Source organism: Streptomyces sp. B15 (assembly GCF_018070605.1).
In the GTDB taxonomy this organism is placed as follows: domain Bacteria; phylum Actinomycetota; class Actinomycetes; order Streptomycetales; family Streptomycetaceae; genus Streptomyces; species Streptomyces smyrnaeus.
On record NZ_JAGPXJ010000065.1, the window covers coordinates 21,203 to 44,148 of the forward strand.

The 22,946-nt window shown below is 72.3% G+C and carries 18 protein-coding genes; 8 read left to right on the forward strand and 10 right to left on the reverse strand.

Going from position 1 to position 22,946, the window contains the following annotated elements; all coding sequences use genetic code 11:
- Nucleotides 1-1,038 (forward strand): chitinase, encoded by a 1,038-nt coding sequence (locus KBY19_RS25280; RefSeq protein WP_210966775.1) that lies wholly within the window; start codon nt 1-3, stop codon nt 1,036-1,038.
- Here the strand turns inward: KBY19_RS25280 and KBY19_RS25285 are convergent.
- Nucleotides 1,001-1,984: a DedA family protein gene (locus tag KBY19_RS25285; RefSeq protein ID WP_210955376.1), complete on the reverse strand. Its 984-nt coding sequence runs from the start codon at nt 1,982-1,984 to the stop codon at nt 1,001-1,003. The two genes, KBY19_RS25280 and KBY19_RS25285, sit on opposite strands and share 38 nt — an antisense overlap.
- A gap of 184 nt (nt 1,985-2,168) precedes the next feature.
- Here KBY19_RS25285 and KBY19_RS25290 point away from each other — a divergent pair, with 184 nt between their 5' ends.
- The gene (locus KBY19_RS25290; RefSeq protein WP_247691404.1) at nt 2,169-3,113 is read left to right on the forward strand and encodes a superoxide dismutase family protein; all 945 of its coding nucleotides are present in this window, start codon (nt 2,169-2,171) and stop codon (nt 3,111-3,113) included.
- A 7-nt stretch (nt 3,114-3,120) separates the two neighbouring features.
- On the opposite strand, the gene KBY19_RS25295 is transcribed toward KBY19_RS25290, so the two are convergent.
- A complete protein-coding gene (locus tag KBY19_RS25295) occupies nt 3,121-4,845 on the reverse strand; it encodes an alkaline phosphatase D family protein (RefSeq protein WP_185016776.1) in 1,725 nt (574 codons plus the stop codon).
- Nucleotides 4,846-5,018: 173 nt separating this feature from the next.
- Entirely contained in the window at nt 5,019-5,699 is a 681-nt protein-coding gene (locus KBY19_RS25300) for an HNH endonuclease family protein (RefSeq protein ID WP_099880451.1), read from the reverse strand.
- 562 nt (nt 5,700-6,261) lie between these two features.
- On the opposite strand from KBY19_RS25300, the gene KBY19_RS25305 reads away from it, so the two are divergent.
- From KBY19_RS25305 to KBY19_RS25320, 4 genes are all read left to right on the forward strand, one after another.
- The gene (locus tag KBY19_RS25305; RefSeq protein ID WP_099880449.1) at nt 6,262-6,843 is read left to right on the forward strand and encodes a TMEM165/GDT1 family protein; all 582 of its coding nucleotides are present in this window, start codon (nt 6,262-6,264) and stop codon (nt 6,841-6,843) included.
- Between the two features lie 173 nt (nt 6,844-7,016).
- Nucleotides 7,017-9,014, forward strand: coding sequence for an MFS transporter (locus tag KBY19_RS25310; protein WP_210966776.1), 1,998 nt, complete (start codon nt 7,017-7,019; stop codon nt 9,012-9,014).
- A gap of 293 nt (nt 9,015-9,307) precedes the next feature.
- On the forward strand, nt 9,308-10,339 hold the full coding sequence (locus KBY19_RS25315; RefSeq protein WP_210966777.1) for a peptidoglycan-binding protein: 1,032 nt from the start codon (nt 9,308-9,310) through the stop codon (nt 10,337-10,339).
- A 325-nt stretch (nt 10,340-10,664) separates the two neighbouring features.
- The gene (locus tag KBY19_RS25320; RefSeq protein ID WP_210966778.1) at nt 10,665-11,324 is read left to right on the forward strand and encodes an HAD-IA family hydrolase; all 660 of its coding nucleotides are present in this window, start codon (nt 10,665-10,667) and stop codon (nt 11,322-11,324) included.
- Between the two features lie 151 nt (nt 11,325-11,475).
- Here the strand turns inward: KBY19_RS25320 and KBY19_RS25325 are convergent, their stop codons facing one another.
- Nucleotides 11,476-11,850, reverse strand: coding sequence for an antibiotic biosynthesis monooxygenase (locus tag KBY19_RS25325; protein ID WP_099880442.1), 375 nt, complete (start codon nt 11,848-11,850; stop codon nt 11,476-11,478).
- Between the two features lie 349 nt (nt 11,851-12,199).
- Here KBY19_RS25325 and KBY19_RS25330 point away from each other — a divergent pair, with 349 nt between their 5' ends.
- Nucleotides 12,200-14,263, forward strand: coding sequence for a bifunctional glycosyltransferase 87/phosphatase PAP2 family protein (locus KBY19_RS25330; protein ID WP_180289902.1), 2,064 nt, complete (start codon nt 12,200-12,202; stop codon nt 14,261-14,263).
- A gap of 99 nt (nt 14,264-14,362) precedes the next feature.
- On the opposite strand, the gene KBY19_RS25335 is transcribed toward KBY19_RS25330, so the two are convergent.
- Nucleotides 14,363-15,619: a cytochrome P450 gene (locus KBY19_RS25335; RefSeq protein ID WP_099886469.1), complete on the reverse strand. Its 1,257-nt coding sequence runs from the start codon at nt 15,617-15,619 to the stop codon at nt 14,363-14,365.
- Between the two features lie 304 nt (nt 15,620-15,923).
- Between KBY19_RS25335 and KBY19_RS25340 the strand changes: the two genes are divergently transcribed.
- The gene (locus KBY19_RS25340) at nt 15,924-17,093 is read left to right on the forward strand and encodes a steroid 3-ketoacyl-CoA thiolase (RefSeq protein WP_210966779.1); all 1,170 of its coding nucleotides are present in this window, start codon (nt 15,924-15,926) and stop codon (nt 17,091-17,093) included.
- A 193-nt stretch (nt 17,094-17,286) separates the two neighbouring features.
- Here the strand turns inward: KBY19_RS25340 and KBY19_RS25345 are convergent, their stop codons facing one another.
- From KBY19_RS25345 to KBY19_RS25365, 5 genes are all read right to left on the reverse strand, one after another.
- The gene (locus KBY19_RS25345; RefSeq protein WP_099880435.1) at nt 17,287-17,862 is read right to left on the reverse strand and encodes a TetR/AcrR family transcriptional regulator; all 576 of its coding nucleotides are present in this window, start codon (nt 17,860-17,862) and stop codon (nt 17,287-17,289) included.
- A 489-nt stretch (nt 17,863-18,351) separates the two neighbouring features.
- Nucleotides 18,352-19,224, reverse strand: a complete 873-nt coding sequence (locus tag KBY19_RS25350; RefSeq protein WP_210966783.1) for an ECF transporter S component — start codon at nt 19,222-19,224, stop codon at nt 18,352-18,354.
- Between the two features lie 80 nt (nt 19,225-19,304).
- A complete protein-coding gene (locus KBY19_RS25355; protein WP_210966780.1) occupies nt 19,305-20,984 on the reverse strand; it encodes an ABC transporter ATP-binding protein in 1,680 nt (559 codons plus the stop codon).
- Entirely contained in the window at nt 20,981-22,384 is a 1,404-nt protein-coding gene (locus tag KBY19_RS25360) for an energy-coupling factor transporter transmembrane component T (protein ID WP_210966781.1), read from the reverse strand. Before KBY19_RS25360 ends, KBY19_RS25355 begins: the two co-directional genes overlap by 4 nt.
- A gap of 3 nt (nt 22,385-22,387) precedes the next feature.
- Nucleotides 22,388-22,946 (reverse strand): SCO2322 family protein (locus KBY19_RS25365; RefSeq protein WP_307843618.1); only part of this gene is annotated, 559 nt, incomplete at its 5' end.

Genomic DNA, 22,946 nt, shown 5'->3' on the forward strand with positions numbered 1-22,946 from the left:
GTGGGCCGGGCGTGCCGGCTGGTGGGTGTGGCGGTGTCGGGGCTGGCCGTGGTGGCAGCGGGCAGTGCGGACGGGAACGGGAGCGGGAACGAAGGCGGGGGCGCGGGGGCGGTGTCCTCCGGGCCGGTGGTCGAGCCCTATCTCTCCCTGGGGTGGGGCGACCCGCCCGATCCGGCCGCGGTGCTGCGGAAGACCGGCGTGCGGGGGTTCACGTTCGCGTTCGTGCTGAGTGCGGGCGGGTGCGAGCCGCGCTGGGACGGGGTGCGGCCACTGACCGGCGGAGCGGACGCGCGGGCGCTGCGGGCCGTGCGGGCTGCGGGCGGGGAGCCCGTGGTGTCGTTCGGCGGTGGCACGGGGCGCAAGCTGGAGCAGGACTGTCCGGACGCCGCGGCACTCGCGGCCGCCTACCGGAAGGTGATCCGCGCCTACGGGCTGCGCGCGATCGACGTCGACATCGAGACGCGCACCTACGAGAGCGCCGCGGCCCGCCGCAGGACCGTGGAGGCGCTCAAGCGGGTCAAGGCCGCCCACCCCGGGCTCACCGTCCATGTGACGCTGCCCAGCGACCGCGACGGGCCTGACGCGCTGCTGATCCGCACGGCGGCGCGCGCGGGGCTGGAGCCGGATTCCTGGACCATCATGCCGTTCGCCTTCAGCAGCGGCTCCGCGACCACCGGGAGCAGCGGGCAGCAGGCCCGCGAGGAGGATATGGGCCGTACCACTGTGCGCGCGGCGGAAGGGCTGGCCGCACGGCTCCGCAAGGCGTACGGCTACGACGCGGCCAGGGCGTACGCGCACAGCGGCATCTCGACGATGAACGGCATCACGGGGCGTCAGGAGGTCATCACCGTCGCGGACTTCCGGACCATCGCCCGGTACGCCCACGACCGGCGGCTGGCCCGGCCGGCGTTCTGGTCCGTCAACCGGGACCGGACCTGCGGCGAGCTGCCCTACCCGGCCGAGGACCGCTGTTCGGGGGTGGACCAGCGGCCCTGGGAGTTCACGCGGACACTGACGGCACCGCGGCGGAACCGGTGACCGTGCCGTCCTCGGCGCCACCGTCACCGGCCACGCGCATCCCCGGCAGGCCGGGGAGCACGGGCAGTACCGGAAATGTCGCCGGTCCGGCGAAGACGACGCCGATCGCCGGCAGCACCTTTGCCGCGGGCGGCAGTTGAAAAGCCGTACCCGCACCGGCGGGGGCGGTGCTGCCCGGCAGTTCCCCGTCCGTGTCCGCTTCCGCCGACAGGGCCGCGCCCATGCCCGTGCCCGCGCCCATGCCCGTGCCGCCCCTGCCCGCGTCCGCGGTCGCGGTCGCAGTCGCAGCCACGGTCGCGTCCTCGCCTTCGGGCTCACGCCGTATCAGATACGCGGCGAGTCCACCGGCAAGGAAGAGCGCGAGCACCGAGACGGCCGTGCCCAGCCAACTGGTGCCCAGCCACTGGCCGCCGAGGTAGCCGAGGCCCACGCTGTAGACCGCCCAGGCCACTCCGGCCAGCGCCGACCAGGGCACGAAGTCCCGTGCGCTGCGGTGGGTCGCGCCGGCGGTCAGGCTGACGACCGAGCGTCCGGCGGGCGCGAACCGGGCGAGCACCACGAGGGCACCGCCGCCCTGGGAGAGGGCGCGGCCGAGCTGTTCCTGGGCGGAGGTGAGCCGGCGGGAGCGGGCGAGGGCCCGGTCGAAGCGGTCGCCGCCCCGCCAGGCCAGCCGCCAGGCCGCCAGATCACCCAGTACGGAGGCGCCCGCCGCACAGAGCATCAACAGCAGGACCTCGACGAGATGGCCGCTCTCGGCCGCGCCGCGCGCTGCGGCGCTGGGCAGATCGGCGGCGTCGGCCGCGGTGGTTCCGGCGGCGGCGGTGGAGGCGGCGATCACCAGCACACCGCTGGGCAGCACGGGCACGAAGACATCGAGCAGTACGGATACGGCGATGACCAAGTAGATCCACGGGGATCCGGTCACCGACCCCAGGATTTCCGGCACTGCTGTCCCCGTTTCTCCCCTGCCCGGCTCTCGTCGGCCGACGGTTTACCGCCGTACAGCGTACGCCCGGGTCCCCCGCTCAGGGCCGCTGGGTTCGCCAGGTGACACTTCCGCCGTGCCTGTGGATACGGATGTAACGGAATCGGACCATAGGAAAACCCGTGAATCAGTGGAGGCCGGCACGATGAGGGTACGTATGCGCACGGTGGGCGTGGGGGGAGTGGCGGCTGTCACGGTCGCGACAGCGCTGCTGGCGGGGAGCGGGTCGAGTACGGCGAGCGACATGCCGAAGGACGACGACGGGAAGTCCTTGGCCCGCGCCGAGCGCGTCGATCTCAAGGGCCTGGCCCACCTCTTGAAGAACCTCGGCGGCTCCGGCGCCGACGAGGCGGACATGGACCGACTGGCCGCGCTGAAGAATCTCCGCGACCTGCCGGAGAGATTCCGCGACGACCAACTCGGCAGCGTGCGTGTGAAGGTCGATTCGGGCGAGGTCGAGATCGTCAGCAGCAAGGGCGGGCACCGCTTCTTCCCACTGGGCCGCGGTACCGCCGACAGCGCCGACCCGATCATCCGGCACACCGACGAGCCCGCCGACGCGACCGACGGCGCCGGTTCCGCCGACTCCTACCGGCAGTCGATCGTGGTGCGCTACGACCAGTTCTCGCCGGCGAAGGCCTTCATCCGCCCCGACGCGGTCACCTACGACCGTGCCAAGGTGCCCGCGGGGGCGCACATCATGGTGGCGCGGAAGGCCACCGACCACCACACCACGGTACGGCTGCGGGTGAGCGGGCTGCTGCCGAACCGCACCTACGGGGCGCATGTCCACACCGAGCCGTGCGGCGCCCGGCCCGAGGACGCGGGGCCGCACTACCAGCACCGCAAGGACCCCGAGCAGCCCTCCACCAACCCCCGTTACGCCAACCCGCGCAACGAGGTGTGGCTCGACTTCACCACCGACGGGGAGGGCCGGGGCAGCGCCGTCTCCCGCCACGACTGGACCTTCCGGGAGGGCGGGGCCCAGTCGGTCGTACTGCACGAGAGCCGCACCCGCACCGAGCCGGGGCACGCGGGACAGGCCGGTGCCCGGCTCGCCTGCTTCTCGGTACCGCTCAGCGGCAGCTGATCGCCGCTCAGCCGCCCCGGTGCTGCCCGGCGGCCGGTTCCGCTCCGCTGAGCCGGCCGCTGAAGACCCGCTCCAGCGCGGAGCGGGGCGTGCCGTCCGGCGCGGAGGTCGCCGGACGGGCCTGGTCGAGCGCGTAGGTGGCGTCGCGCCCGTGCAGGGTCAGCGTCATGAGCATGTTGCCGAACCAGGGGCCGCCGGTGCGGCTCCAGCGCAGGGTGGGCTCCTCGGTGCGGGCGTGCCGTTCCAGCAGCTGCCCGAGCCGGCGCCCTGCCCGGCTCCAGCCGAAGCGGAAGCCCGAGCGCATCACCGCCGGGATGTCGTTGTGTATCGGCGAGCAGGTGAGCTGCACCACGCGGGAGCGCTGCCCGCCGCCGGACACCTTCAGATCGTCGAACTCCGGCTCGGTGACGTACGCGTGGTGCACATCGCCCGAGACGACGCTGACCGAGGCCGGCGCCTCCTGATCGGTGGCCACCCGCTGGATCAGCTCGGTCAGGGCCCGGAAGGAGCGCGGGAAGGCCGCCCAGTGCTCCAGGTCGGCGCGCTGCCGCAGCTTCTCGCTCAGCCGCGTCCAGCGCGGCCCGCGCGCCCCTGAGCACAGTGCGGTGTTCCAGGCCTCCAGGCCGTGCACGGCGGGCGGCAGCAGCCACGGCAGCGAGGTGCCCAGGATCAGATGGTCGACGGCGCCCGGCCCGCCGTCGAGCACCTGCTCGTGCAGCCAGTCGAGCTCTTCGTCGTCGAGCATCCGCCGCTCGCTCTCGGGCAGCACCCGGCCGGCGCGGGTATCGATCATCACCAGCCGGGTCCGGCCGAAGTCGCGGCGGTAGCTCCACCGGGCCGCGGTCGGGTCCCGGTCGGCGCGTTCGGCGAACGCGCGCAGCTGCGGCGCCCCGTCGTCCGCGTGCCGTACGGCGGCGAACACCGGGTCCTCGGCCAGCTCGGCGGGCGAGAGGTTGCCCAGGTGCTGATAGACCCAGTAGGAGGTCAGCCCGCCCAGGATGCGCTCGCGCCACCAGTCGGTGGCGCGGATCTCGCGCTGCCACGCCTCGCTGGTGTTCCAGTCGTCGATCACATCGTGGTCGTCGAAGATCATGCAGCTGGGCACGGTGGACAGCAGCCAGCGCACCTCCGGGTCCAGCCAGGACTCGTAGTACAGCTCGGTGTATTCCTCGTAGTCGGCCACCTGGTCCCACGGGGGCCTGCTCACATCGCGGCGCCGGGCGAGCTTCGCGCGGACCGGTTCGGAGGTCTCGTCCGCGTAGACCTGGTCGCCCAGCAGGAGCAGGACGTCCGGGCGGGGGCCGCCGGCCAGCGCCTGGAGCGCCAGGGCGTCCAGCGCGTCGGGTCCCATCGGATCGTGCCGGGAGCCCGCCGGGCGGGCGGCCCAGCGGCACGACCCGAAGGCTATCCGGAGGGGAGGCGTTTCGGCCGGGGCCGCGTCGGGCGGCGGGAGAGTGCGGATGGTGCCGGCGGGGAACGGGGAGTCCTTCAGCGGCCACACCTGCTCGCCGTCGAGAGTCACCCGGTACGGCGTCTCGGTGCCCGGCTCCAGCCCGACGACGGTGATCAGCGCGTAGTGGTGTCCGGCGACCTGCCAGGTGCGGGCCGTACCGCCCGCCGTGCTGCCCTCGCAGTGGACCTCGGCCTGACAGGGAGCGTCGGTCTCGACCCAGACGGTAGCGGTGTCCTGGTCGACGTAGCGCAGCAGCGGGCCCAGTCGAAGGCCGGTCATGCGGATCTCCCTCGTCCGTGTGGCGCCGTACGGTGCGGGCCTGGAACCCGCACCGTACGGAACGAGGGAGCCGTCCGACCAGTTTCCCGACCGGGTCGGACATCGGTTCATGGCCGGTTTTCGCGTCAGCCGCCGGCCGAGTCAGCCGCCGGCCGAGTCCGCGGCCGGGCGCCTCAGCAGCCGGCCAGCGCCTTCTTCAGGGCCGCCTTCTCCTGGGAGTCCGCCGTCAGGTCGTAGGTGTGCTTGACCCAGACCCACATGCGCACGTAGGTGCAGTGGTAGTCGGAGGAGGGCGGCATCCACTCCGCGGGGTCCTTGTCGCCCTTCTCCTGGTTGACGTTGTCGGTGACCGCGAGCAGCTGGGCGATCTTGAGATCGTTGGCCAGTTTCTGGCGCTTGTCCTGGGTCCAGTCGGCGGCGCCGGAGCGCCATGCCTCGGCGAGCGGCACCATGTGGTCGATGTCCACGTCGGAGGGCTTGGTCCAGGACTCCCCGTCGTAGGGGCTGGTCCAGGTGCCCTTCGTCGGGTAGCAGTCGCTGCCGGTCTCGACGCCCTTGCCGTCCCGCTTGAGAACGGCTTCGCGGGTGTTGCAGCTGTCGCCCTGGTCGATCCAGTGGGGGAATTTCTCGCGCGAGTAGCCGTCCATGGAGCCCTCGGACTTCTCGGTGAGATCACCGAGCATGGTGGTGGCCTCCGAGGCGCTCGGCGGCGTGGGGGGCTCGGCCGCGGCGGGGGAGGCGCCCAGGGTGAGGGCGACCAGCAGTCCGCTGACAGCGGCTGCGAGGGCTGCGAGCAGCGCCGACCAGCGTCGACGCGCGTAGAGGGTGCGGACGGTCCGGTGCTTGTGCGCCATGCGAACTCCCGGTTGTGGGGGGAAGTTGAGCGATGCAGCGTGAGGGTGTGTGGCGGATGTTGCGTTGACAGTGCTGCGTGGACAGTGCTGCGTGGATGTGCTTCGCCGATGGTGCTTCGGGTGGTGCGGCTCACAGCCTGACGGTCGTGTGCACGTCACATCAAGAGCCTGCCCGGGAATCCGTCTCCGGCCACACGCGATACACCCACCCGACGGATGCCGTACGGGAGTTGGACACCAGAACGACTGCCGACGCCCGCTGACGCCCGCCGACGACTGCCGTCGGGGCGCGAGCGGAGCACGATCGTGCTCGCGTGCGGACATCGCGTACAGTCGTACGCGTCTGAAGGGGAGTAGCTCTTCGCCGGACCGTCGACACACTGGCCCGCCGCGTGCGGGCCCGGCGCCCGGAGCGAGGCATCCGCCACCCGGTGGCGGTGCCGCGCCAGCGAGACCTTCGGCCGCAGTGTCCGCGTCCGTGCCAGCGCACGGGCGGCCCATGACGCTGCCGTGCCGAAGTGTGCTCGCGCCGGTGCGGCAGCCCCGACCACGGAGGAAACCCGTGCTCAGCATCACCGTCGTCGCCGTCGTGTTCGGCGTCGTCTTCCTCGCCGAGCTGCCGGACAAGACGGCCCTGGCCGGGCTGATGCTCGGCACCCGCTACCGCGCGTCCTATGTCTTCGCCGGGGTCGCCGCGGCCTTCCTCGTCCATGTCACCCTCGCCGTCGCGGCGGGCAGTGTCCTGACTCTGCTGCCGCACCGGCTGGTGCAGGGCATCGTGGGTGTGCTGTTCCTGCTGGGCGCCGCCATGCTGCTGCTCAAGAAGGACGACGACGAGGAGGAGCAGGCGCGCAAGCCCGCCGACCAGTCGTTCTGGAAGGTGGCGGGCAGCGGCTTCATGCTGATCCTCGTCGCCGAGTTCGGTGACCTGACACAGATCATGACCGCCAACCTCGCCGCCCGCTACGACGACCCCTTCTCGGTGGGCATCGGGGCCGTGCTCGCCCTGTGGGCCGTGGCCGCGCTGGGCATCCTGGGAGGCCGCACCCTGCTGAAGTTCGTCCCGCTGCGGCTGATCACGAGGATCGCGGCGCTGGTGATGCTGGCGCTGGCCGGATTCAGCCTCTACGAGGCGGTGGCCTGACAGCCGCCGGTGCCGGAAGGCGCGCCGCAGTAGGCGGCGTGTCCCCTACGGCGGTGTGACCCCCGGACGACGCCGCGTCCCCGGACGACGCCGCGTCCCCGGACCCGACGCCGCGTCCCCCGGACGGCGGCGGTCGGCAAGCTGTGTGACCGCCGGACCGGCACCGTGGGCGTATGAGCGGGGAACACGCGGCGCCGGCACCCCCTCGCACCAGCGGGGTCATGCTGCCGATCGGCGCGCTTTTGCTGGGGCTGCTGCTGGCCGCGCTCGACCAGACGATCGTCGCGACCGCGCTGCCCACCGTCGTCAGCGACCTCGGCGGCATGGACCACCTCTCCTGGGTGGTGACCGCCTATCTGCTGGCCGTGACGGCAGCCACCCCGCTGTGGGGGAAGCTGGGCGACCAGTACGGGCGCAAACGCCTCTTCCAGACCGCCATCGTGATCTTCCTGGTGGGCTCCGCACTGTGCGGAGTGGCGCAGGACATGCCGCAGCTCATCGGCTACCGCGCAGTGCAGGGGCTGGGCGGCGGCGGGCTGATCACGCTGTCCATGGCGATCGTCGGTGACCTGGTGCCGCCCCGCGAGCGCGGCCGCTACCAGGGACTGTTCGGCGCGGTGTTCGGGACGACCAGCGTGCTCGGTCCGCTGCTGGGCGGGTTCTTCACCGAGCACCTGGACTGGCGCTGGGTCTTCTACATCAACCTGCCGATCGGCGCCGTCGCCATGGTCGTGATCCTCCTCGCGCTGCACATCCCGGTGCACGCCGAGCCCCACCGGATCGACTACCTGGGGACCTTCCTGATCGCCGCCGTCGCCACCTGCGTGGTGCTCGTCACCTCACTGGGCGGCACCACCTGGTCCTGGAACTCCGCACAGATCTACGGCCTGTCGGTGCTGGCCGCCATCCTGCTGGTCTGCTTCGTCGTGGTCGAGCGCAAAGCGGCGGAGCCGGTGCTTCCGCCGAGCATCTTCGCCGTACGCAACTTCACCCTCTCCGCGGTGATCAGCTTCGTCATCGGCTTCGCCATGTTCGGGGCCCTGACCTATCTGCCGACCTTCCTGCAGGTTGTGCACGGGATCACACCGACGCTGTCGGGTGTGCACATGCTGCCGATGGTGCTGGGCGTGCTCGTCTCCTCCACCGTCTCCGGGCAGTTGATCACCCACACCGGGCACTGGAAGATCTTCCCCGTGCTGGGCACCGCCATCACCACGGGCGGACTGCTCCTGCTGCACGTGATGAGCCCGGACAGCTCGCAGTGGGAGATGGGCGTCTACTTCGCCGTCTTCGGCCTCGGCCTCGGACTGGTGCTGCAGGTGCTGGTACTGGTCGCGCAGAACGCCGTGCGCTACGCGGACCTGGGTGTGGCCACCTCGGGGGTCACCTTCTTCCGTTCCGTGGGCGCCGCCGTCGGCGTTGCCGTCTTCGGTGCGATCTTCGCCTCCCGGCTCGGTCACGAGCTCGCCGACGCGCTGCGCGGGCGCTCCCTGCCCGGCGGGATCACACCGGACTCCCTCAAGCGCGACCCGCAGTCCGTCGGCCGGCTGTCGCCCGGCGCCCGGCGCGGGGTGCTGGAGGCCTACTCGACCTCCATCACGGATGTCTTCCTCTACGCCGCGCCGCTCGCCGCGCTGGCCTTCGCCCTGACCTGGCTGATGCGGGAGCAGCGGTTGCGGCGCAGCGTGCAGGTTCCGGACGAGAGCGAGACGCTGGGTGCCTGCCCCGTCGAGCGCAGCCCCGCCGACGAGGTCACCCGGGCCCTCTCCCGGCTGAGCACCATCGAGGGCCGGCGGGACCTGTATGCGCGGATCGCTCGGACCGCCGGGCTCGATCTGGCCCCGGCCGCCACCTGGATGCTGTTGCGCGTCCACCACGACGGGCCCGTCGAACCCGCGCTGCTGGAGGACGCCGGAGTGGTGTCGCGCCGGGTCGTCGCCGACGGGGCACGGGAGTTGGAGGAACGGGGGCTGGCGACGCGCGAGGGGCTTGAACTGGTCGCCACGCCGCGCGGCGAACAGGCGGCACGTGCCCTCTCCGACGCCCGTCAGGAGCAGCTGGCCGAACTGCTGGGCGACTGGTGGACACCGGACCGCCCCGCGGACCTGACGGAGCTGGTACGCGAACTGAACGCGGAGGCCGGGCACGCGGAGCCGCCCCGGGCGTCCTGACCGCTGCCTTGCGTCGCCTCCGCCGCACTCCGCCGCCCTTCGCTGCCTTGCGCGGTCCACCGCCGTCCTTCGTTGTCTTCGGTTGCCGTCTTCGGTGCCTTCCGTCGTGCGGCTGCGGCGCTCTTCCTGGGCCTTTCCGCAGTACGAACTTTCCGCCCCTGTCACGCTTTTCCTGTGCGCTTGACCCTGACCGACCTCGACCGCGTATCGTCCAGCACTGGACAGTTACTGGCGATTCGGGCACGGCCGCCGTGCACCGGATACGGGTGGCGGTGTCAGGGGAGGGGATCGGGATGACGGGGGACGGACGATGTCCCGAGTGCGACGGCAGCACGCAGCCGTGCGTACACGCTGACGGAGCAACCGTCGGGGGCGGGGCGGACGAGCACGGCGGACAGCCGCACGACCCCGAGGACCCGCTGCACATCCGCCCCTACGTACTGCTGCACGAGGCCAACTCCGCGCAGTCCGGCACCCGCTCCGAGGGCCCGCCCGGGGTCCGGTCCGGGACAGGGGATGCTGGTGACGTGGACGACGCCCATGTGCCGTTGCCCGACCTGATGCCGGCGGCGGCTCCGGGCGGGGAAGAGACGGCCGAACTGTCGGCCGTCACCGAAGCGGACAGCCGGGGCGGCAAACGGGACGGGGCCGGCCCCGGCGCCCGGAGCTCCGTGGCTGCGGCCCCCGCGGGCCATCGGCGGATGCGGGAGCGTCGCAGACCCAGCACGGCGGTGTTCGCCGGGGTCGGGGTGGCCGCCGTACTCGGCGGGGGTCTGCTGACCACTCAGCTCCTCACCGACAACGGCAGCCGGGCCGGGGACGGGCGCGCGCTGCGCCATATGCCGACCGGCGCCCCCGTCGACCCGGAGCCCTCCGCTTCTCCGTCCGAGGAGGAGGAACCGGAGCGCAGTGAGCGGCCCACGCCCGCTCCCTCCCGGCCGAGCATCTCGGCGACGCCCCGCGCCGACCGGGACAGCGGTGAGCACACCGCGCGCCCGTCCCCCTCCCAAGAAGAGGAACACGCGTCCGGTCGGCCGGACCCTTCGGGGGACAGGGGGCGCAGGCACGGCCGTCCGCACCCGGTGTGGCCGGACCGCCCCTCGGGCGAGACCCTGCGCCCCGGCGACTCCGGCGCCGAGGTCGTCGAGCTGCAGCGCCGTCTGAAGCAGGTCGGCTACTACGACCGGAACGCCCGCGAGGACGGTGTCTACTCCGCGCGCGTCCAGGAGGCCGTCTTCCGCTACCAGGCGCACCACCGGCTGTGGGACGACACCCCCGGTGAGTACGGCCCAGCCACCCGGCGCCATCTGGAGGCCCGGACCTAGTGACCTGAGTCGGAGGCCCGGACCTAGAAACCCGGCTCTGGAGCCCCGGCCCTGGAGGCCCGGCCCTGGAGGCCCGGACCCAGGGGCGTGCGCCAGCGCGCGCGGGGCCGGCCGATTTTCTGGACGGCGCGCGGGGCTGGCCGGTTTCCCGGACTGGTTTGTATGATGGGGGAACAAATGGTCCCGCCCGTGTCCCTCACCTGACGGGAGGGGCGTCCCTGACCGGCGGGCGGGCCATCTGTATCTCGTCAGCTGCCTGTGAGCCGTCAGCTTCTCCGGTTTTCCGCGACAGCTGCGCGCCGACCGCGATTCCGGGAGCCCCCGTATGCCCACACCACCGCTCACCGTTCGCGCGCTGCTGCTCGACATGGACGGCACGCTCGTCAACTCCGACGCCGTCGTGGCGCGGGTCTGGCGGGGCTGGGCCGTCGAGAAGGGCCTCGACCCGGACGAGGTGCTGCGGGTCGCACACGGCCGCCAGGGGCATCTGACGATGGCCACTCTGCTCCCGGACCGCCCCATGGAGCAGAACCACGCGGAGAACCGGGGCCTCCTCGCCGAGGAGACCGCCGACACCGAGGGCGTCGTCCCCGTCCCCGGCGCCGGCGCCTTCCTCGCGGCGCTCGAAGATCTGCCGCACGCCCTGGTGACGTCCGCGACGCCCGAGTTGGCGGCGGCGCGTATGGCGGCGGCCGGGCTGCGCATGCCCGCGATCCGGGTCACCGCCGCCGATGTCAGCGCCAGCAAGCCCGACCCCGAGGGCTTTCTCAAGGGCGCGGCGGAGCTCGGTCATCCCCCGGAGGAGTGCGTCGTGTTCGAGGACTCGGGCGCGGGAATCGCCGCGGGTCTGGCCGCCGGAATGCCCGTGGTCGGCGTCGGACCACGCGCCGCGGAGCACGGTCCGACCGTGCGGGTGCCGGACCTGGAACAGGTGCGTGCCGCCCGGCTCCCGGACGGCCGGGTACGCCTCACCTTCGACGGCTGAGCCGAGCCCGGCCACGGCGCAGACACCGTCCGTCCCCGGCGCAGGCACGACCGCCCGCGGTCGGCCTCGGCCCGCCGGCGGCCCGTTGCCGGCCCGGCTGCGTCTTCGGCGCAGCCATGAGCGGCGGGGCGACGTCACCCCGCCGAGGGAGTCACTTCTTGGGCGGTGCCTGCTGGACGACCTCGAACGACCAGGTCTCCGAGTCGGTCGCCGCCGGCTTGGGCCGCTCGCCGCCGCCCGGCTGCGCGTCGGACCCGGCCGGCTTGGCCTCCGTACCGCTGTCCTCGCCCTTGGCCCGCTGGTGGGCCTCCTTCATGGGGCCGTTCATCCAGGCCTGAAAGGCCTCCTCGTCCCGCCAGCGGGTGTAGACGAGGTACCGGTCGCTGCCCTCCAGCGGACGCAGCAGCTCGAACCACTCGAAGCCGTCGGCGCTCTCCACGAAGCCCTTGCGTGCGGCGAACCGCTGCTCCAGCACCTCCCGCTGGTCTGCCGGGACGGTCAACGCGTTGATCTTGACGATGCTCATGGGCCCATCCTGCCTCACCCGGGGGAGGGGAACCGCCGCCCGGTGCCGGGCCCGTCGGTGACAGGTCTGTCCCGCTTGGTGGCCGGTCGCGCACAGCTGTCAGGTAGCGAGTAGGTTTCTAGCGTCTGACCTGAAGGCCGGCCCCGGGGAACGGGGAGGATCCGGACAGGTGCGGGGGACCCGCGGACAGAACACCGGTGGACAGGACGGGAGACGGCGGGGCGTGGCGGCGGAATCGGTGGCGGAGGGGCCCAAGGGGCCGGACCGGGGCGGCGAGTGGCGCCCGACCGGAGGCGGGCCGTTCCGGAGGTCGGCCCGGCAGTGGGGGCGGCTGGACTCCCGCTCGGGAATGCTGCTGGCGGGGCTGTGGCTGCTGGCGCTGGCATTGGCCGTGCGGCAGGCGGCCGCAGTGCTGCGACTCCCGCAGGACGAGCGGCTCGTCGACCTGTTCGCGTGGATCGGCGACAACGGCGTGCTGCGCGTGCACGGTTCGCTCTACGACGGGGACACGCCCTTCACCGGGACGCCTTTCGCGGGGCTGGTGCTCAAACCGCTCACCCGGGCTGCCGAGCAAGGGCTGGGCGTGGCCTGGACGTTCGGCACGATGCTGCTGGTGGCCGCCGTCGGAGTGGTCGCGGCGCGGGCGCTGCCCGACCCGGTCCCGCGGCGTACCGCGCTGTTCGCGGTACCGGCCGCGCTGAGCCTGCTGGTGCTGTCGGTGCCGGTGCGCAACACCTTCCATCTGGGGCAGACCAGCATCCTGCCGGTCCTGCTGGTGCTGACCGGCTGGCTGGTGGGCGGCGATTCCCGAAAGCAGTCCCGCGGGAAGGCCGCGACCGCTCTCGCCGGAAGGGCGGGCGGCGTCCTCATCGGCGTCGCGGGCGCACTGCAGCCCGCCACCTTGTTGTTCGTACCGCTGCTGTGGCTCACCGGGCGCCGCCCGGCCGCCGTCTCGGGTGCGGCCACGTTCGTCATCTGCACCCTCGCCGGCTGGGCCGCGATGCCGGGCGACTCGTGGACGTACTGGATACACCACGTCGCGGGGGTCGGTCTGGGCGATCCGGCGGACGCGACCGCCAACCAGTCGCTGCACGGCGCCCTGTTGCGTGCCGGACTGCGCGGTGCGCCGGAGGTGGTGCTGCTGGTGCTGCTCGTGGCGGGCGTGAGCTGGCTGGCGCTGCGCCGTGCGGTGCGGTACGCGCGTGACGGGCAGTTGCTGCTGGCCGCGGCCGTGGTGGGCTGCGCGGCGGTGGTGGCCTCGCCGATGGCCTGGCAGCACCAGCAACTGTGGGTGCTGCCGGCGGTCGTGGGGCGGGTCGGCCGACGCACCGGGGACCGGCTGGTGTGGCCGGTTTTCGTGGTCATGGTGATGACGCTGGACGGCACGGCGCTGGTGCCCAAGGTCGCCGCGTTCGGTGTGCTCGGCGAGAACGCGGTGCTGCTCGCGGCGCTGCTGGCGTCCTGCGCCGTGCCGTTCCTGCCGCGCACCTCGCCGGCCTGGGCCGACCCGCAGCCCTCCGGTCTGCTCAGCCGCCCCAACCTGATGCTGGAACTGCTGCTGATTCGCGTCGGCTACTGGGCGTACTCCTACGTCCGCGGTCACGCCCCCGACTCGCGCTCCCTGGCCGAGGGCCACGGCGACCAGATACTGACCGTGGAGTCCTTCCTCCACATCGACATGGAGCACAGCCTCAACAAGCTGGCGGCGCGCACGGAGTGGCTGCGCGACGCCTGCGACACCTACTACACGACGTTCCACTTCCTGGTGCCCATCGCGTTGCTGGGCTGGCTGTACGTGCGCAGAGTGCCCCTGTACCGGTCGGCGCGCACGGCGTTGAGCTTCGCCACACTGCTGGGGCTGGTCGGCTTCTGGCTGTATCCGCTCGCGCCGCCGCGACTGATGCCGGGCCTGGGCTACATCGACACCGCCCACGGCCCGCAGGACCTGTCCAACCCGGACTTCGGCGCGCTGACCCAGCTGTCCAACCAGTACGCGGCGATGCCGTCGCTGCACGTGGGGTGGTCGCTGTGGTGCGCCGTCGTGGTCTTCCTCATCACCCGCAACCGCTGGCTGCGCGCATTGGGTGCGCTGTATCCGCTGCTGACGACGTTCGTGGTGATGGCCACCGCCAACCACTATCTGCTGGATGCGGTGGGCGGCGTCGCGGTCGTGGCGGCAGGCTTCCTCGGACAGCGGTGGCTCGCCCGTATCCGCGGTGACAGGACGACCGCCAAGCCCGACGCGGACGCGGAGGGCCGTGCGGACGGGGATACGCGGGTGGACGAGGACACCCTTGGGGGCGGGGACGGGGACGGGGACGCCGTCGCGGACGCGGACACCCGTGCTGCTCCGGACGTGGCACAGTCCGGCGCACCCGGCCCCGGGGCCCGTGGAGCGGCCCGGGGCGACTGAGCCACCCCCCTCGGCCCACCCGGCGGCGCGGGCGCATCGGGGCCGCGACCCCAGCAGGCTTTCGCGATCACGCTGGAGGCGTACGCCCCGGCGCGCGTCTCACCCGTACACGACCCGCAGTTCCTTGATCCCGTTGATCCACGCCGAGCGGAGCCTGCGGGGTGACGGGCCGACGAGGCAGATGTCGGGGGCCTGGTCGGCTATGGCGTTGAAGATGAGGTTGATCTCCAGCACGGCGAGGCTCTTGCCGAGGCAGAAGTGCGGGCCTCCGCCGCCGAATCCGAGGTGCGGGTTGGGATCGCGGGTGATGTCGAAGACATGGGGGTCCGCGAAGACCTCGGGGTCGTTGTTGGCGGAGGAGTAGAACAGGCCGACCCGTTCACCGGCGGAGATCTTCTCCCCGCCCAGTTCGGTGTCCTGGGTGGCGGTGCGCTGGAAGGAGACCACGGGCGTGGCCCAGCGCACGATCTCCTCGGCCGCGGTCCGGGGGCGCTCGCGGCGGAAGAGCTCCCACTGGTCGGGGTGGGTGAGGAAGGCGTGCATGCCGTGGCTGATCGCGTTGCGCGTGGTCTCGTTGCCGGCGACGGCCAGCAGTATCACGAAGAAACCGAACTCGTCCGGGTTGAGATTGCCCTCGCCCTCGGCCGCCACGAGCCGGCTGACGATATCCGCCGCGGACCCTGCGTAGTGTGCCGGGCACTCCTTGCGGGCCTCGGCCATCGTCATCGCGTACGAGACGAGCTCCGCCGCCGACTGGGTGCCGACCTCCTCGGTGATGGCGTACTCGGGGTCGTCGTAGGCGACCATCTTGTTGGACCAGTCGAAGATGCGGGAACGGTCCTTCTGGGGTACGCCGATGAGTTCGGCGATGGCCTGCAGCGGCAGTTCGACGGCGACGTCGGTGACGAAGTCCCCGCTGCCGCCTTCCTTGGCGTCCCGTACGATGCGCGCGGCACGCTCGCGCAGGGCGTTCTCCAGCGCGCGGATGGCGCGGGGCGTGAAGCCGCGCTGCACGATCTGGCGGACCCGGGTGTGCTCGGGCGGGTCCATGTTGAGCATGATCAGCTTCTGGACGTCGATCTGGTCGCGGCTCATATGGTCGGCGAACCGGATGACGGCGGTGTTGAGGTTGGAGGAGTACAGCTCCGGGTGGGTGGAGACCTCCTTGACGTCCGCGTGCCGGGTCACCACCCAGTAGCCCTCGTCGTCGAAGCCCGCCACACCGCGCGGCTGCCGGTTCCACCACACGGGCGCGCTCTCGCGCAGCAGGGCGAACTCGGGCAGGGGAACGCGCTGTTGGTAGACGTCCGGATCGGTGAAGTCGAACCCGTCGGGCAGCGCGGGGCAGGAGGACATCGGCAGCTCCACTCCATCTTCGACGTGCTGACGGCTCGTTCACGGCGCGCGCACCGGGGGCGGCGCCCGGCCGCTCCTGACGGGCCGTCAGAATCGCCCCGAAGGTAATAACGGGTTCTACAAGTGGCAAGAGCTGCGGGAGCAGTTCTTGTGCACGGAGCGTGCGGTCGCGTATGCGGCGGAGTGAGCGCGGAGGGTGCAAGACCCTTGCGCGGCGGTGAGCACGCTCCGCACACTGTCCGAAGAACTAGAACGCGTACTAGTTGTGCTGGTGGGGAGCCAGCCGGGCTGGAGAGGACGACTCATGGCCGCCGAACCCGTCATCGTCGAAGCGGTACGCACCCCCATCGGCAAGCGCTCCGGCGCCCTGGCCAACCTGCACCCCGCCTATCTGCTGGGGGAGACCTACCGCGAACTGCTCGGCCGCACCGGCATCCACGCCGACTGCGTCGAACAGATCGTCGGCGGCACCGTCACCCACGCCGGTGAACAGTCCATGAACCCGGCGCGCAACGCCTGGCTGGCTGTCGGCCTGCCCTACGAGACCGCCGCCACCACCGTCGACTGCCAGTGCGGCTCCTCCCAGCAGGCCAACCACATGGTCGCCAACATGGTCGCCGCCGGCGTCATCGACATCGGTATCGGCTGCGGCGTCGAAGCCATGTCCCGCGTGCCGCTGGGCAGCGGCTCCAAACACGGCCCGGGCAAGCCGTGGCCGGACGAGTGGAACGTCGACCTGCCCAACCAGTTCGAGGCCGCCGAACGCATCGCCCGCCACCGCGGACTCACCCGCGAACGTGTCGACTCGCTCGGCCTCCTCTCCCAGGAGCGGGCCGCCACCGCCTGGGCCGAGGAGCGCTTCAAGCGGGAGACCTTCGCCGTCCAGGTGCCCACCACCGAGGAGGAACAGGCCGCAGGGCAGGGCATGTGGCGGCACGTCGACCGCGACGAGGGGCTGCGCGACACCTCCATGGAAGCCCTCGCAGGGCTCAAACCCGTGATGCCCACCGCCGTGCACACGGCCGGGAACTCCTCGCAGATCTCCGACGGCGCAGCCGCCGTGCTGTGGGCCTCCAAGCGCATGGCCCGCGCCCTGAAGCTCCGCCCCCGCGCGCGGATCGTCGCACAGGCGCTGGTCGGCGCCGACCCCCACTTCCACCGCGCCGGGCCCGTCGACGCCACCCGTGCCGTCCTCGGCAAGGCCGGAATGTCCCTCAAGGACATCGACCTCGTCGAGGTCAACGAGGCCTTCGCCTCCGTCGTGCTCTCCTGGGCCCGGGTCTTCGAACAGGACCTGGAGAAGGTCAACGTCAACGGCGGGGCCATCGCCCTCGGCCACCCCGTCGGCGCCACCGGCGCCCGGCTCATCACCACCGCACTCCACGAACTCGAACGCGCCGACAAGGAGTTCGCCCTGATCACGATGTGTGCGGGCGGCGCCCTGGCCACGGCCACCATCCTGCAGCGGCTGTAGGCGACCGCCCCTGCGGACTCCCGCCGGACGCGGGTCGCCCGTGGGGACGGCCGGTGTCCGGCCTGCGGGGTCCTGGGCGGTCGGGCGGCGTGCGCGGGCTGTGCGGCATCGGGCGGTCCGGGCGGCCCCGGGTAACGACCTGGGCGCGGTTCGGACGGTCGTCCGGACGTTCAGATGGTTGTTCGACGGCCGTTCAGACGGCCGGGGAGGCCGCGCCGCTCAGCAGCGTCTTCGCGGCGGAGCGGGCGTGGTGCGCCGGGTCGGGGGAGTCGGTGATGGAGGCGTTGCTCATCGCTCCGTCGAGCAGCACGGCCAACTGCGAGGCGAGCCATTCCGGCTGCGCCGCGCCGGTCTCGTGGGCCAGGTCCCGCAGATAGCTGCGGACCGCCGTCTTGTGGTCGCGCACCGCGTCGGCCACCGACTGGGAGTCGGCGCCCAGTTCGCCGAAGGCGTTTATGAAGGCGCAGCCGTGGAAGTCCGGCCCGTCGACCCAATCGTAGAGCCAGTCGAACACTGCCAGCACCCGCTCCTGAGGATCGGTGTGGCGGGCCACCCGCTCCTCCAGCGCGGTCCGGGCCCACTTGTCCCGGCGGCGCAGATACGCCTCGACCAGCGCGCCCTTGGACGGAAAGCACTTGTAGATCTTCTTCAGCGAGACGCCGCAGGCGTCACGGATCCGGTCCATACCCACGGCCTGTACGCCGTGCTCGTAGAAGAGCGCATCCGCCGCGCTGAGGATGCGAGCCTCGGTCGTGGCTTCGCTGTCCATGCTCCCCGTTCTCCCCGTTCTCCCCCGTCGTCCCTGTTCTCCCCAGGTCTTGAGAACCGTTGTTCTCTACGATACAGTCTTACCTGACCGGAGAACGGACGTTCTCCTGGTCGTAACGGGGATGAACGGGGGGCCCAAGCATGACCGAGCAGACGTTGCAGCAATGGACATGCCTGGGCGAGCTGGCGGGGACCGGGCTGTGCGCAGTCCCGGTCGTCGTCGGTGCACGCACAACTGCCGCGCCGCCGCCTCCGACCACCCACGCCGAGGTCATACCCTTCCGCCTTATAGGCACCGCTGCCCGCGTCTGACCGCTGAACCCACCGCAGCCTCCCGGAGTCGGTGCCAGGTCGCGCCACCCGGGACAGGAGCCGCGAGTCCGCACATCCGGCGGGGCTCGCTGTAGGGCTCGTGTTCCTGCCCGTCGGGGTCGGGCAGGAACACGGGGACCTCACCGCCCCGGCTCTGCCCGGTATGCGGTGGCGCTCATCAGGACCTGGGTAGCTGCGAGGAGACGTTGTCGCTCCCCTCCTGGATGTCCTCCTGCTGCCCGGGCGCCGTCCTGAACGCGGGCGGGGCGTCGAAGGCGGCGCGACGGGTGGCCCGGCGCAGTGCGCGCAGCACCGTGCCGCCCAGCGTCAGGGTCAGCACCACGGTGAGCAGCGCTCGTGGTACATCCCAGCCGAGGGAAGTGGCCAGTACATAGGCGGCGTAGCGGGCCAGATTCTCCCCAAGAGGGTCACCGGGTACGAACGAGATGCCCGAGCCGAGGCCCGCGATGTACGGCCAGCCCTGCAGATTCATGACCAGGCCGTAGAGCAGTGCGGAGACCGCCCCGTAGACAGCGAGGAGGAGAAGTTCCCGCCGGCCCCGCAACGTGCCGGGCCCCGGCAGGAGTCCGGCCCCCATGGACACCCAGCCCATGGTGAGCATCTGGAACGGCATCCAGGGGCCCACCCCACCGGTGAGCAGCGCCCCGGCGAACATCGATACAGCGCCCAGCACGAATCCGAAACCCGGCCCCAGCACCCGGCCGGAGAGCACCATCAAGAAGAACATCGGCTCCAGACCGGCGGTGCCGGCGCCCAGCGGCCGCAGCGCGGCACCGGCCGCGGCCAGTACGCCCAGCATGGCCACGGCCTTGGCGTCCAGCCCGGTCTCGGAGACGGTCGCCACGGCGACAGCGAGCAGAAGGGGGAGCAGTGCGGCGAACAGCCAGGGAGCGTCCTGCGAGTGCGCCAGACCGGAGGTCCGATCGGCCAGCAGCGGCCAGGCGAACGCGGCAACGCCGGTGGCACTGGTCAACGCCAGCGCGGCAACGGACTTCGGCCCCAGCCGTACGGCGCGAACGGCCCGGCCCACCCGATCCGCCTGGCCGGCCCGGTCCGCCCGGTCTCCTGGATCGGCCCCGCCCGCCGGCGGTGGGGTGGCGGTCCGGCCGGTCACAGCGCCTCCCGAACCTGGCTGACGGTCAGCCATGGCTGGGGAGCAAGGATCTTGGAGACCTGTGGAGCGTAAGCGGGTGAGGAGGTGACGACCTCGTCGGTGGGTCCGTCGGCCACGGGCTCCCCCTGGGCGAGGACGACGACGCGGTGCGCCAGCTCCGCGACGAGCTCGACATCGTGGGTGGCCAGCACGATGGCGTGGCCCTCGGCCGCCAGTTGGCGCAGCAGTGACACCAGCCGGGACTTGGCCGCGTAGTCCAGTCCCCGGGTGGGCTCGTCCAGCAGCAACAGCGGCGGCCGGGCCGTGAGGATGATCGACAGGGCGAGGGCCAGCCGTTGGCCCTCCGACAGATCGCGGGGGTGAGTGGTGTCGGCGATATCAGGAAGCAGTCGGGAGACCAGTGCGCGACAGGTGCCGGGCTCGGCACCGGCGTCGGCGTCGGCCGTCCGGCACTCATGGGCGACGGTGTCCGCGTAGAGCAGATCGCGCGGCTCCTGCGGCACCAGACCGGCGTGCCGGAGGAGTTCGGCCGGCCGGGTGCGGTGCGGGACCCTGCCGCCGACGGTGACCCGGCCCGACGTGGGCTTGTGCATCCCGACGAGCGTGTTCAACAGGGTGGACTTGCCCGCCCCGTTGCGCCCCATGAGTGCCACGGTCTCCCCGGCGTACAAGGAGAGGGACACCTCGTGCAGGGCCGGGACACGGTCGCGGATCAGAGTGAGCCGCGAGACCTCTGCCAGCGGCTCGGCGCCGTGCGGAGGGGCGGCGGTGGTGGCAGCAGGGAGATGGGGAGCCAGTCGCTCGCGGAGCGGACCGGACCTGCGGCGGGCGTCCCGGACCGACAGCGGGAGGGGGTCCCATCCGGCCAGTTCGCCCAACTCGACCACGGGCGGCCGCACGGGCGAGACCGCCAGCAGCGCGGCCGGCTCCCCGAGCCGCGCCGCACCCCGCGGGGGAAGGGCAGGGGTGGGTGGGGGAGGGGAGGGGAAGCCCCCCGGAGCCGCGCCACCGCTCCCCTCGTCATCCGGTGCCAGCAACAGCACCTGGTCCGCGTACTGCACCACGCGTTCCAGCCGGTGTTCGGCCATCAGGACGGTGGTGCCCAGGTCGTGGACGAGCCGCTGCAGGACGGCAAGCACCTCCTCGGCGGCGGGCGGGTCCAGCGCGGAGGTGGGTTCGTCGAGAACGAGGACCTTGGGGTGCGGGGTGAGGACGGAGCCGATGGCGACGCGCTGCTGCTGACCGCCGGAGAGGGAGGCGATGGGGCGGTCACGCAGTTCGTTGAGGCCGAGCAGATCGAGGGTCTCCTCCACACGGCGACGCATGGTGCCGGGAGGCAGACCCAGGGACTCCATGCCGTAGGCGAGTTCGTCCTCGACCGTGTCGGTGACGAAGTGGGCGAGCGGGTCCTGTCCCACCGTGCCGACGATGTCGGCGAGTTCGCGGGGCTTGTGGGTGCGGGTGTCGCGGCCCGCCACGGTCACCCTGCCGTGCAGGGTGCCTCCGGTGAAGTGCGGAACCAGGCCGGAGACGGTGCCCAGCAGGGTCGACTTGCCCGCTCCGCTCGGACCGATGAGCAGGCACAGCTCGCCCTCCGGTATATGGGCGTCCACCAGCGGGAGGGCGGGGGCGGTCGCGCCGTCGTGGACGACGGTGACCTGGTCGAAGGTGATCACTGTGCGCTCTCCTCGTCGTGCTGTCGGCCCCGCAGCGCCCGCGCGGTACGGCGCCCTTGTGCGCCCTTCGCCTGTGCGCTCACCCCGGGTGCGCTCTCCCCGGCGACGGCCTCCCCTTGTGCGGCCTTCCCCCGCGCCGCGTCCCTCCGTGCCGCGTTCCTCCGTGCGGTCCGCCCGTGTGCGGGGTCGATGGAGGGGGCACGGGCAGTGCTCGGGGCGGTTCCCGGGGCGGCTTGAACGGTGTGTGGGGCCGGGGCGAGGACGGCGGGGAGGAGGCCGAGGAGGACGGCGGCGGCCGGCCACAGGGGCAGGTGGGGTGCGGTGAGCGGTACGGCCGGAGGGTTCAGTGGTCCGGGAAGGACATCGGCTGCCGTGATCATGAGGGCGCCGACGGCGGCGCCGGACGCCGACACCAGCCAGGCGCGAGCTCCCCAGCGGTCGGGGCGGTAACGGGTACGGGCCGCCCGTCTGCCGCCCAGCCACAGTCCGGCCAGGGCGAGGGCCAGCCCCACCAGCAGGACGGGAAGACCGAAGCCCGCCCCTTTGGCCGCCAGCAGACCGTAGGTACCCGCGCAGACGCCGAGCAGCCCGCCGAGGGTCAAAGCGGTGGTGGTGTGGCGTACGGCGGCCGGTACCTGTGCCGTGCGGCCGTAGCCGCGCGCGTCCATCGCCGCCGCGAGTGCCACCGAGCGCTCCAACGCGCCTTCCAGTACCGGCAGACCGACCTGGAGCACGCCGCGCAGCCCCCGGTCGTCCCGCCCGCGCAGTCTGCGTGCCGCCCGCAGCCGCCGTACGTCGGCGACGAGGTTGGGGGCGAACGTCATCGCCACCACCACCGCGACTCCTGCCTCGTAGAGCGCGCCCGGCAGGGACTTGAGCAGACGCGCGGGGTTGGCGAGCGCGTTGGCGGCGCCGACGCAGATGAGCAGGGTCGCCAGTTTGAGCCCGTCGTTCAGGGCGAAGAGCATGCCCTCCGCCGTGACCCGCCCGCCGATCCGCACCCCGCGTGCCCACTCGGGCAGCGGCACCTCGGGCAGTTCGGCGAGCACATGGCTGCCGGGGATGGGGGAGCCGAGGAAGAACGCGAAGACGAGGCGGATGGTGAGTACGAGCAGGCCCAGTTTGAGGAACGCGGTGTAGGAGCGGGCCCAGGGGGCGTCGGTGCGGCGGGCGGCGACGACGTAGCCCGCCACCGCGATCACCAGGGCGAGCAGCAGGGGGTTGGTGGTGCGGGAGGCCGCGGTGGCCAGACCCAGGGCCCAGAGCCACCACGCGCCCGGGTGCAGAGCGGTGCTGCGGGTCGAGAGCGGTGCTCTCGGCAGAGAGCGGGGCGCCGTCCGGGCCCCCGCTCCCGCTCCCGTGCTCTTGGTGAGCAGTGCTCTCGGAGTGGAGCGGTGCATCGGCTATCGCCTTCGGCGGCGTGCCTGCCACAGTGCCGCGACTCCGAGGATGGCCACGGCCGCGACACCGGCCCCGACCCCCAACCCCGTCGACAGGCCGTCGTCGCTTCCGTCGCTCTTCCCGCCGTCGCCGCCGCTCTTCCGGCTGTCGCTGCTCCCCTTCCCGCTGTCGCCGCCGCCCTTCGCCTGCTCGCCGCATCCCTTGGCGGGATAGTGGTCGATGGCGCACAACAGCCCCTCGGAGCTGTAGCGCAGCGGGGAAGCGACTTCGGCCAGGGCTTCAGCAGCTGTGCCCTTCTCCGGTATGCGCGCGCAGCCGGTGCGGGGGGCCGGTGGGGCCTTGGGCTCACCTTCGGCGGCGTCGGCGCGGGTGCCGAAGTCGATGCGCACGGCGACCCGTTTGCTGCCCGCCTCGGCCGCCGTCTTCGCGCAGGCGTCGGCGAACGCGACGGCGCCGCGCGGCTTGTCGGCCTGCTGCGAGTTCTCGCTCAACGCGAAGCGGAAGCCGAGGGTGTCGCCGTCCTCGGGCCGGGGGGTGGCCGGCCCCAGGACCTGGCGCGAA

What these genes read in the sequence shown, in the direction of transcription:
- KBY19_RS25290 (WP_247691404.1), top strand. Translation starts at nt 2,169, where the DNA reads ATGAGGGTACGTATGCGCACGGTGGGCGTGGGGGGAGTGGCGGCTGTC.
- KBY19_RS25295 (WP_185016776.1), bottom strand. Translation starts at nt 4,845, where the DNA reads ATGACCGGCCTTCGACTGGGCCCGCTGCTGCGCTACGTCGACCAGGAC.
- KBY19_RS25300 (WP_099880451.1), bottom strand. Translation starts at nt 5,699, where the DNA reads ATGGCGCACAAGCACCGGACCGTCCGCACCCTCTACGCGCGTCGACGC.
- KBY19_RS25310 (WP_210966776.1), top strand. Translation starts at nt 7,017, where the DNA reads ATGAGCGGGGAACACGCGGCGCCGGCACCCCCTCGCACCAGCGGGGTC.
- KBY19_RS25315 (WP_210966777.1), top strand. Translation starts at nt 9,308, where the DNA reads ATGACGGGGGACGGACGATGTCCCGAGTGCGACGGCAGCACGCAGCCG.
- KBY19_RS25320 (WP_210966778.1), top strand. Translation starts at nt 10,665, where the DNA reads ATGCCCACACCACCGCTCACCGTTCGCGCGCTGCTGCTCGACATGGAC.
- KBY19_RS25325 (WP_099880442.1), bottom strand. Translation starts at nt 11,850, where the DNA reads ATGAGCATCGTCAAGATCAACGCGTTGACCGTCCCGGCAGACCAGCGG.
- KBY19_RS25330 (WP_180289902.1), top strand. Translation starts at nt 12,200, where the DNA reads ATGCTGCTGGCGGGGCTGTGGCTGCTGGCGCTGGCATTGGCCGTGCGG.
- KBY19_RS25335 (WP_099886469.1), bottom strand. Translation starts at nt 15,619, where the DNA reads ATGTCCTCCTGCCCCGCGCTGCCCGACGGGTTCGACTTCACCGATCCG.
- KBY19_RS25340 (WP_210966779.1), top strand. Translation starts at nt 15,924, where the DNA reads ATGGCCGCCGAACCCGTCATCGTCGAAGCGGTACGCACCCCCATCGGC.
- KBY19_RS25345 (WP_099880435.1), bottom strand. Translation starts at nt 17,862, where the DNA reads ATGGACAGCGAAGCCACGACCGAGGCTCGCATCCTCAGCGCGGCGGAT.
- KBY19_RS25360 (WP_210966781.1), bottom strand. Translation starts at nt 22,384, where the DNA reads ATGCACCGCTCCACTCCGAGAGCACTGCTCACCAAGAGCACGGGAGCG.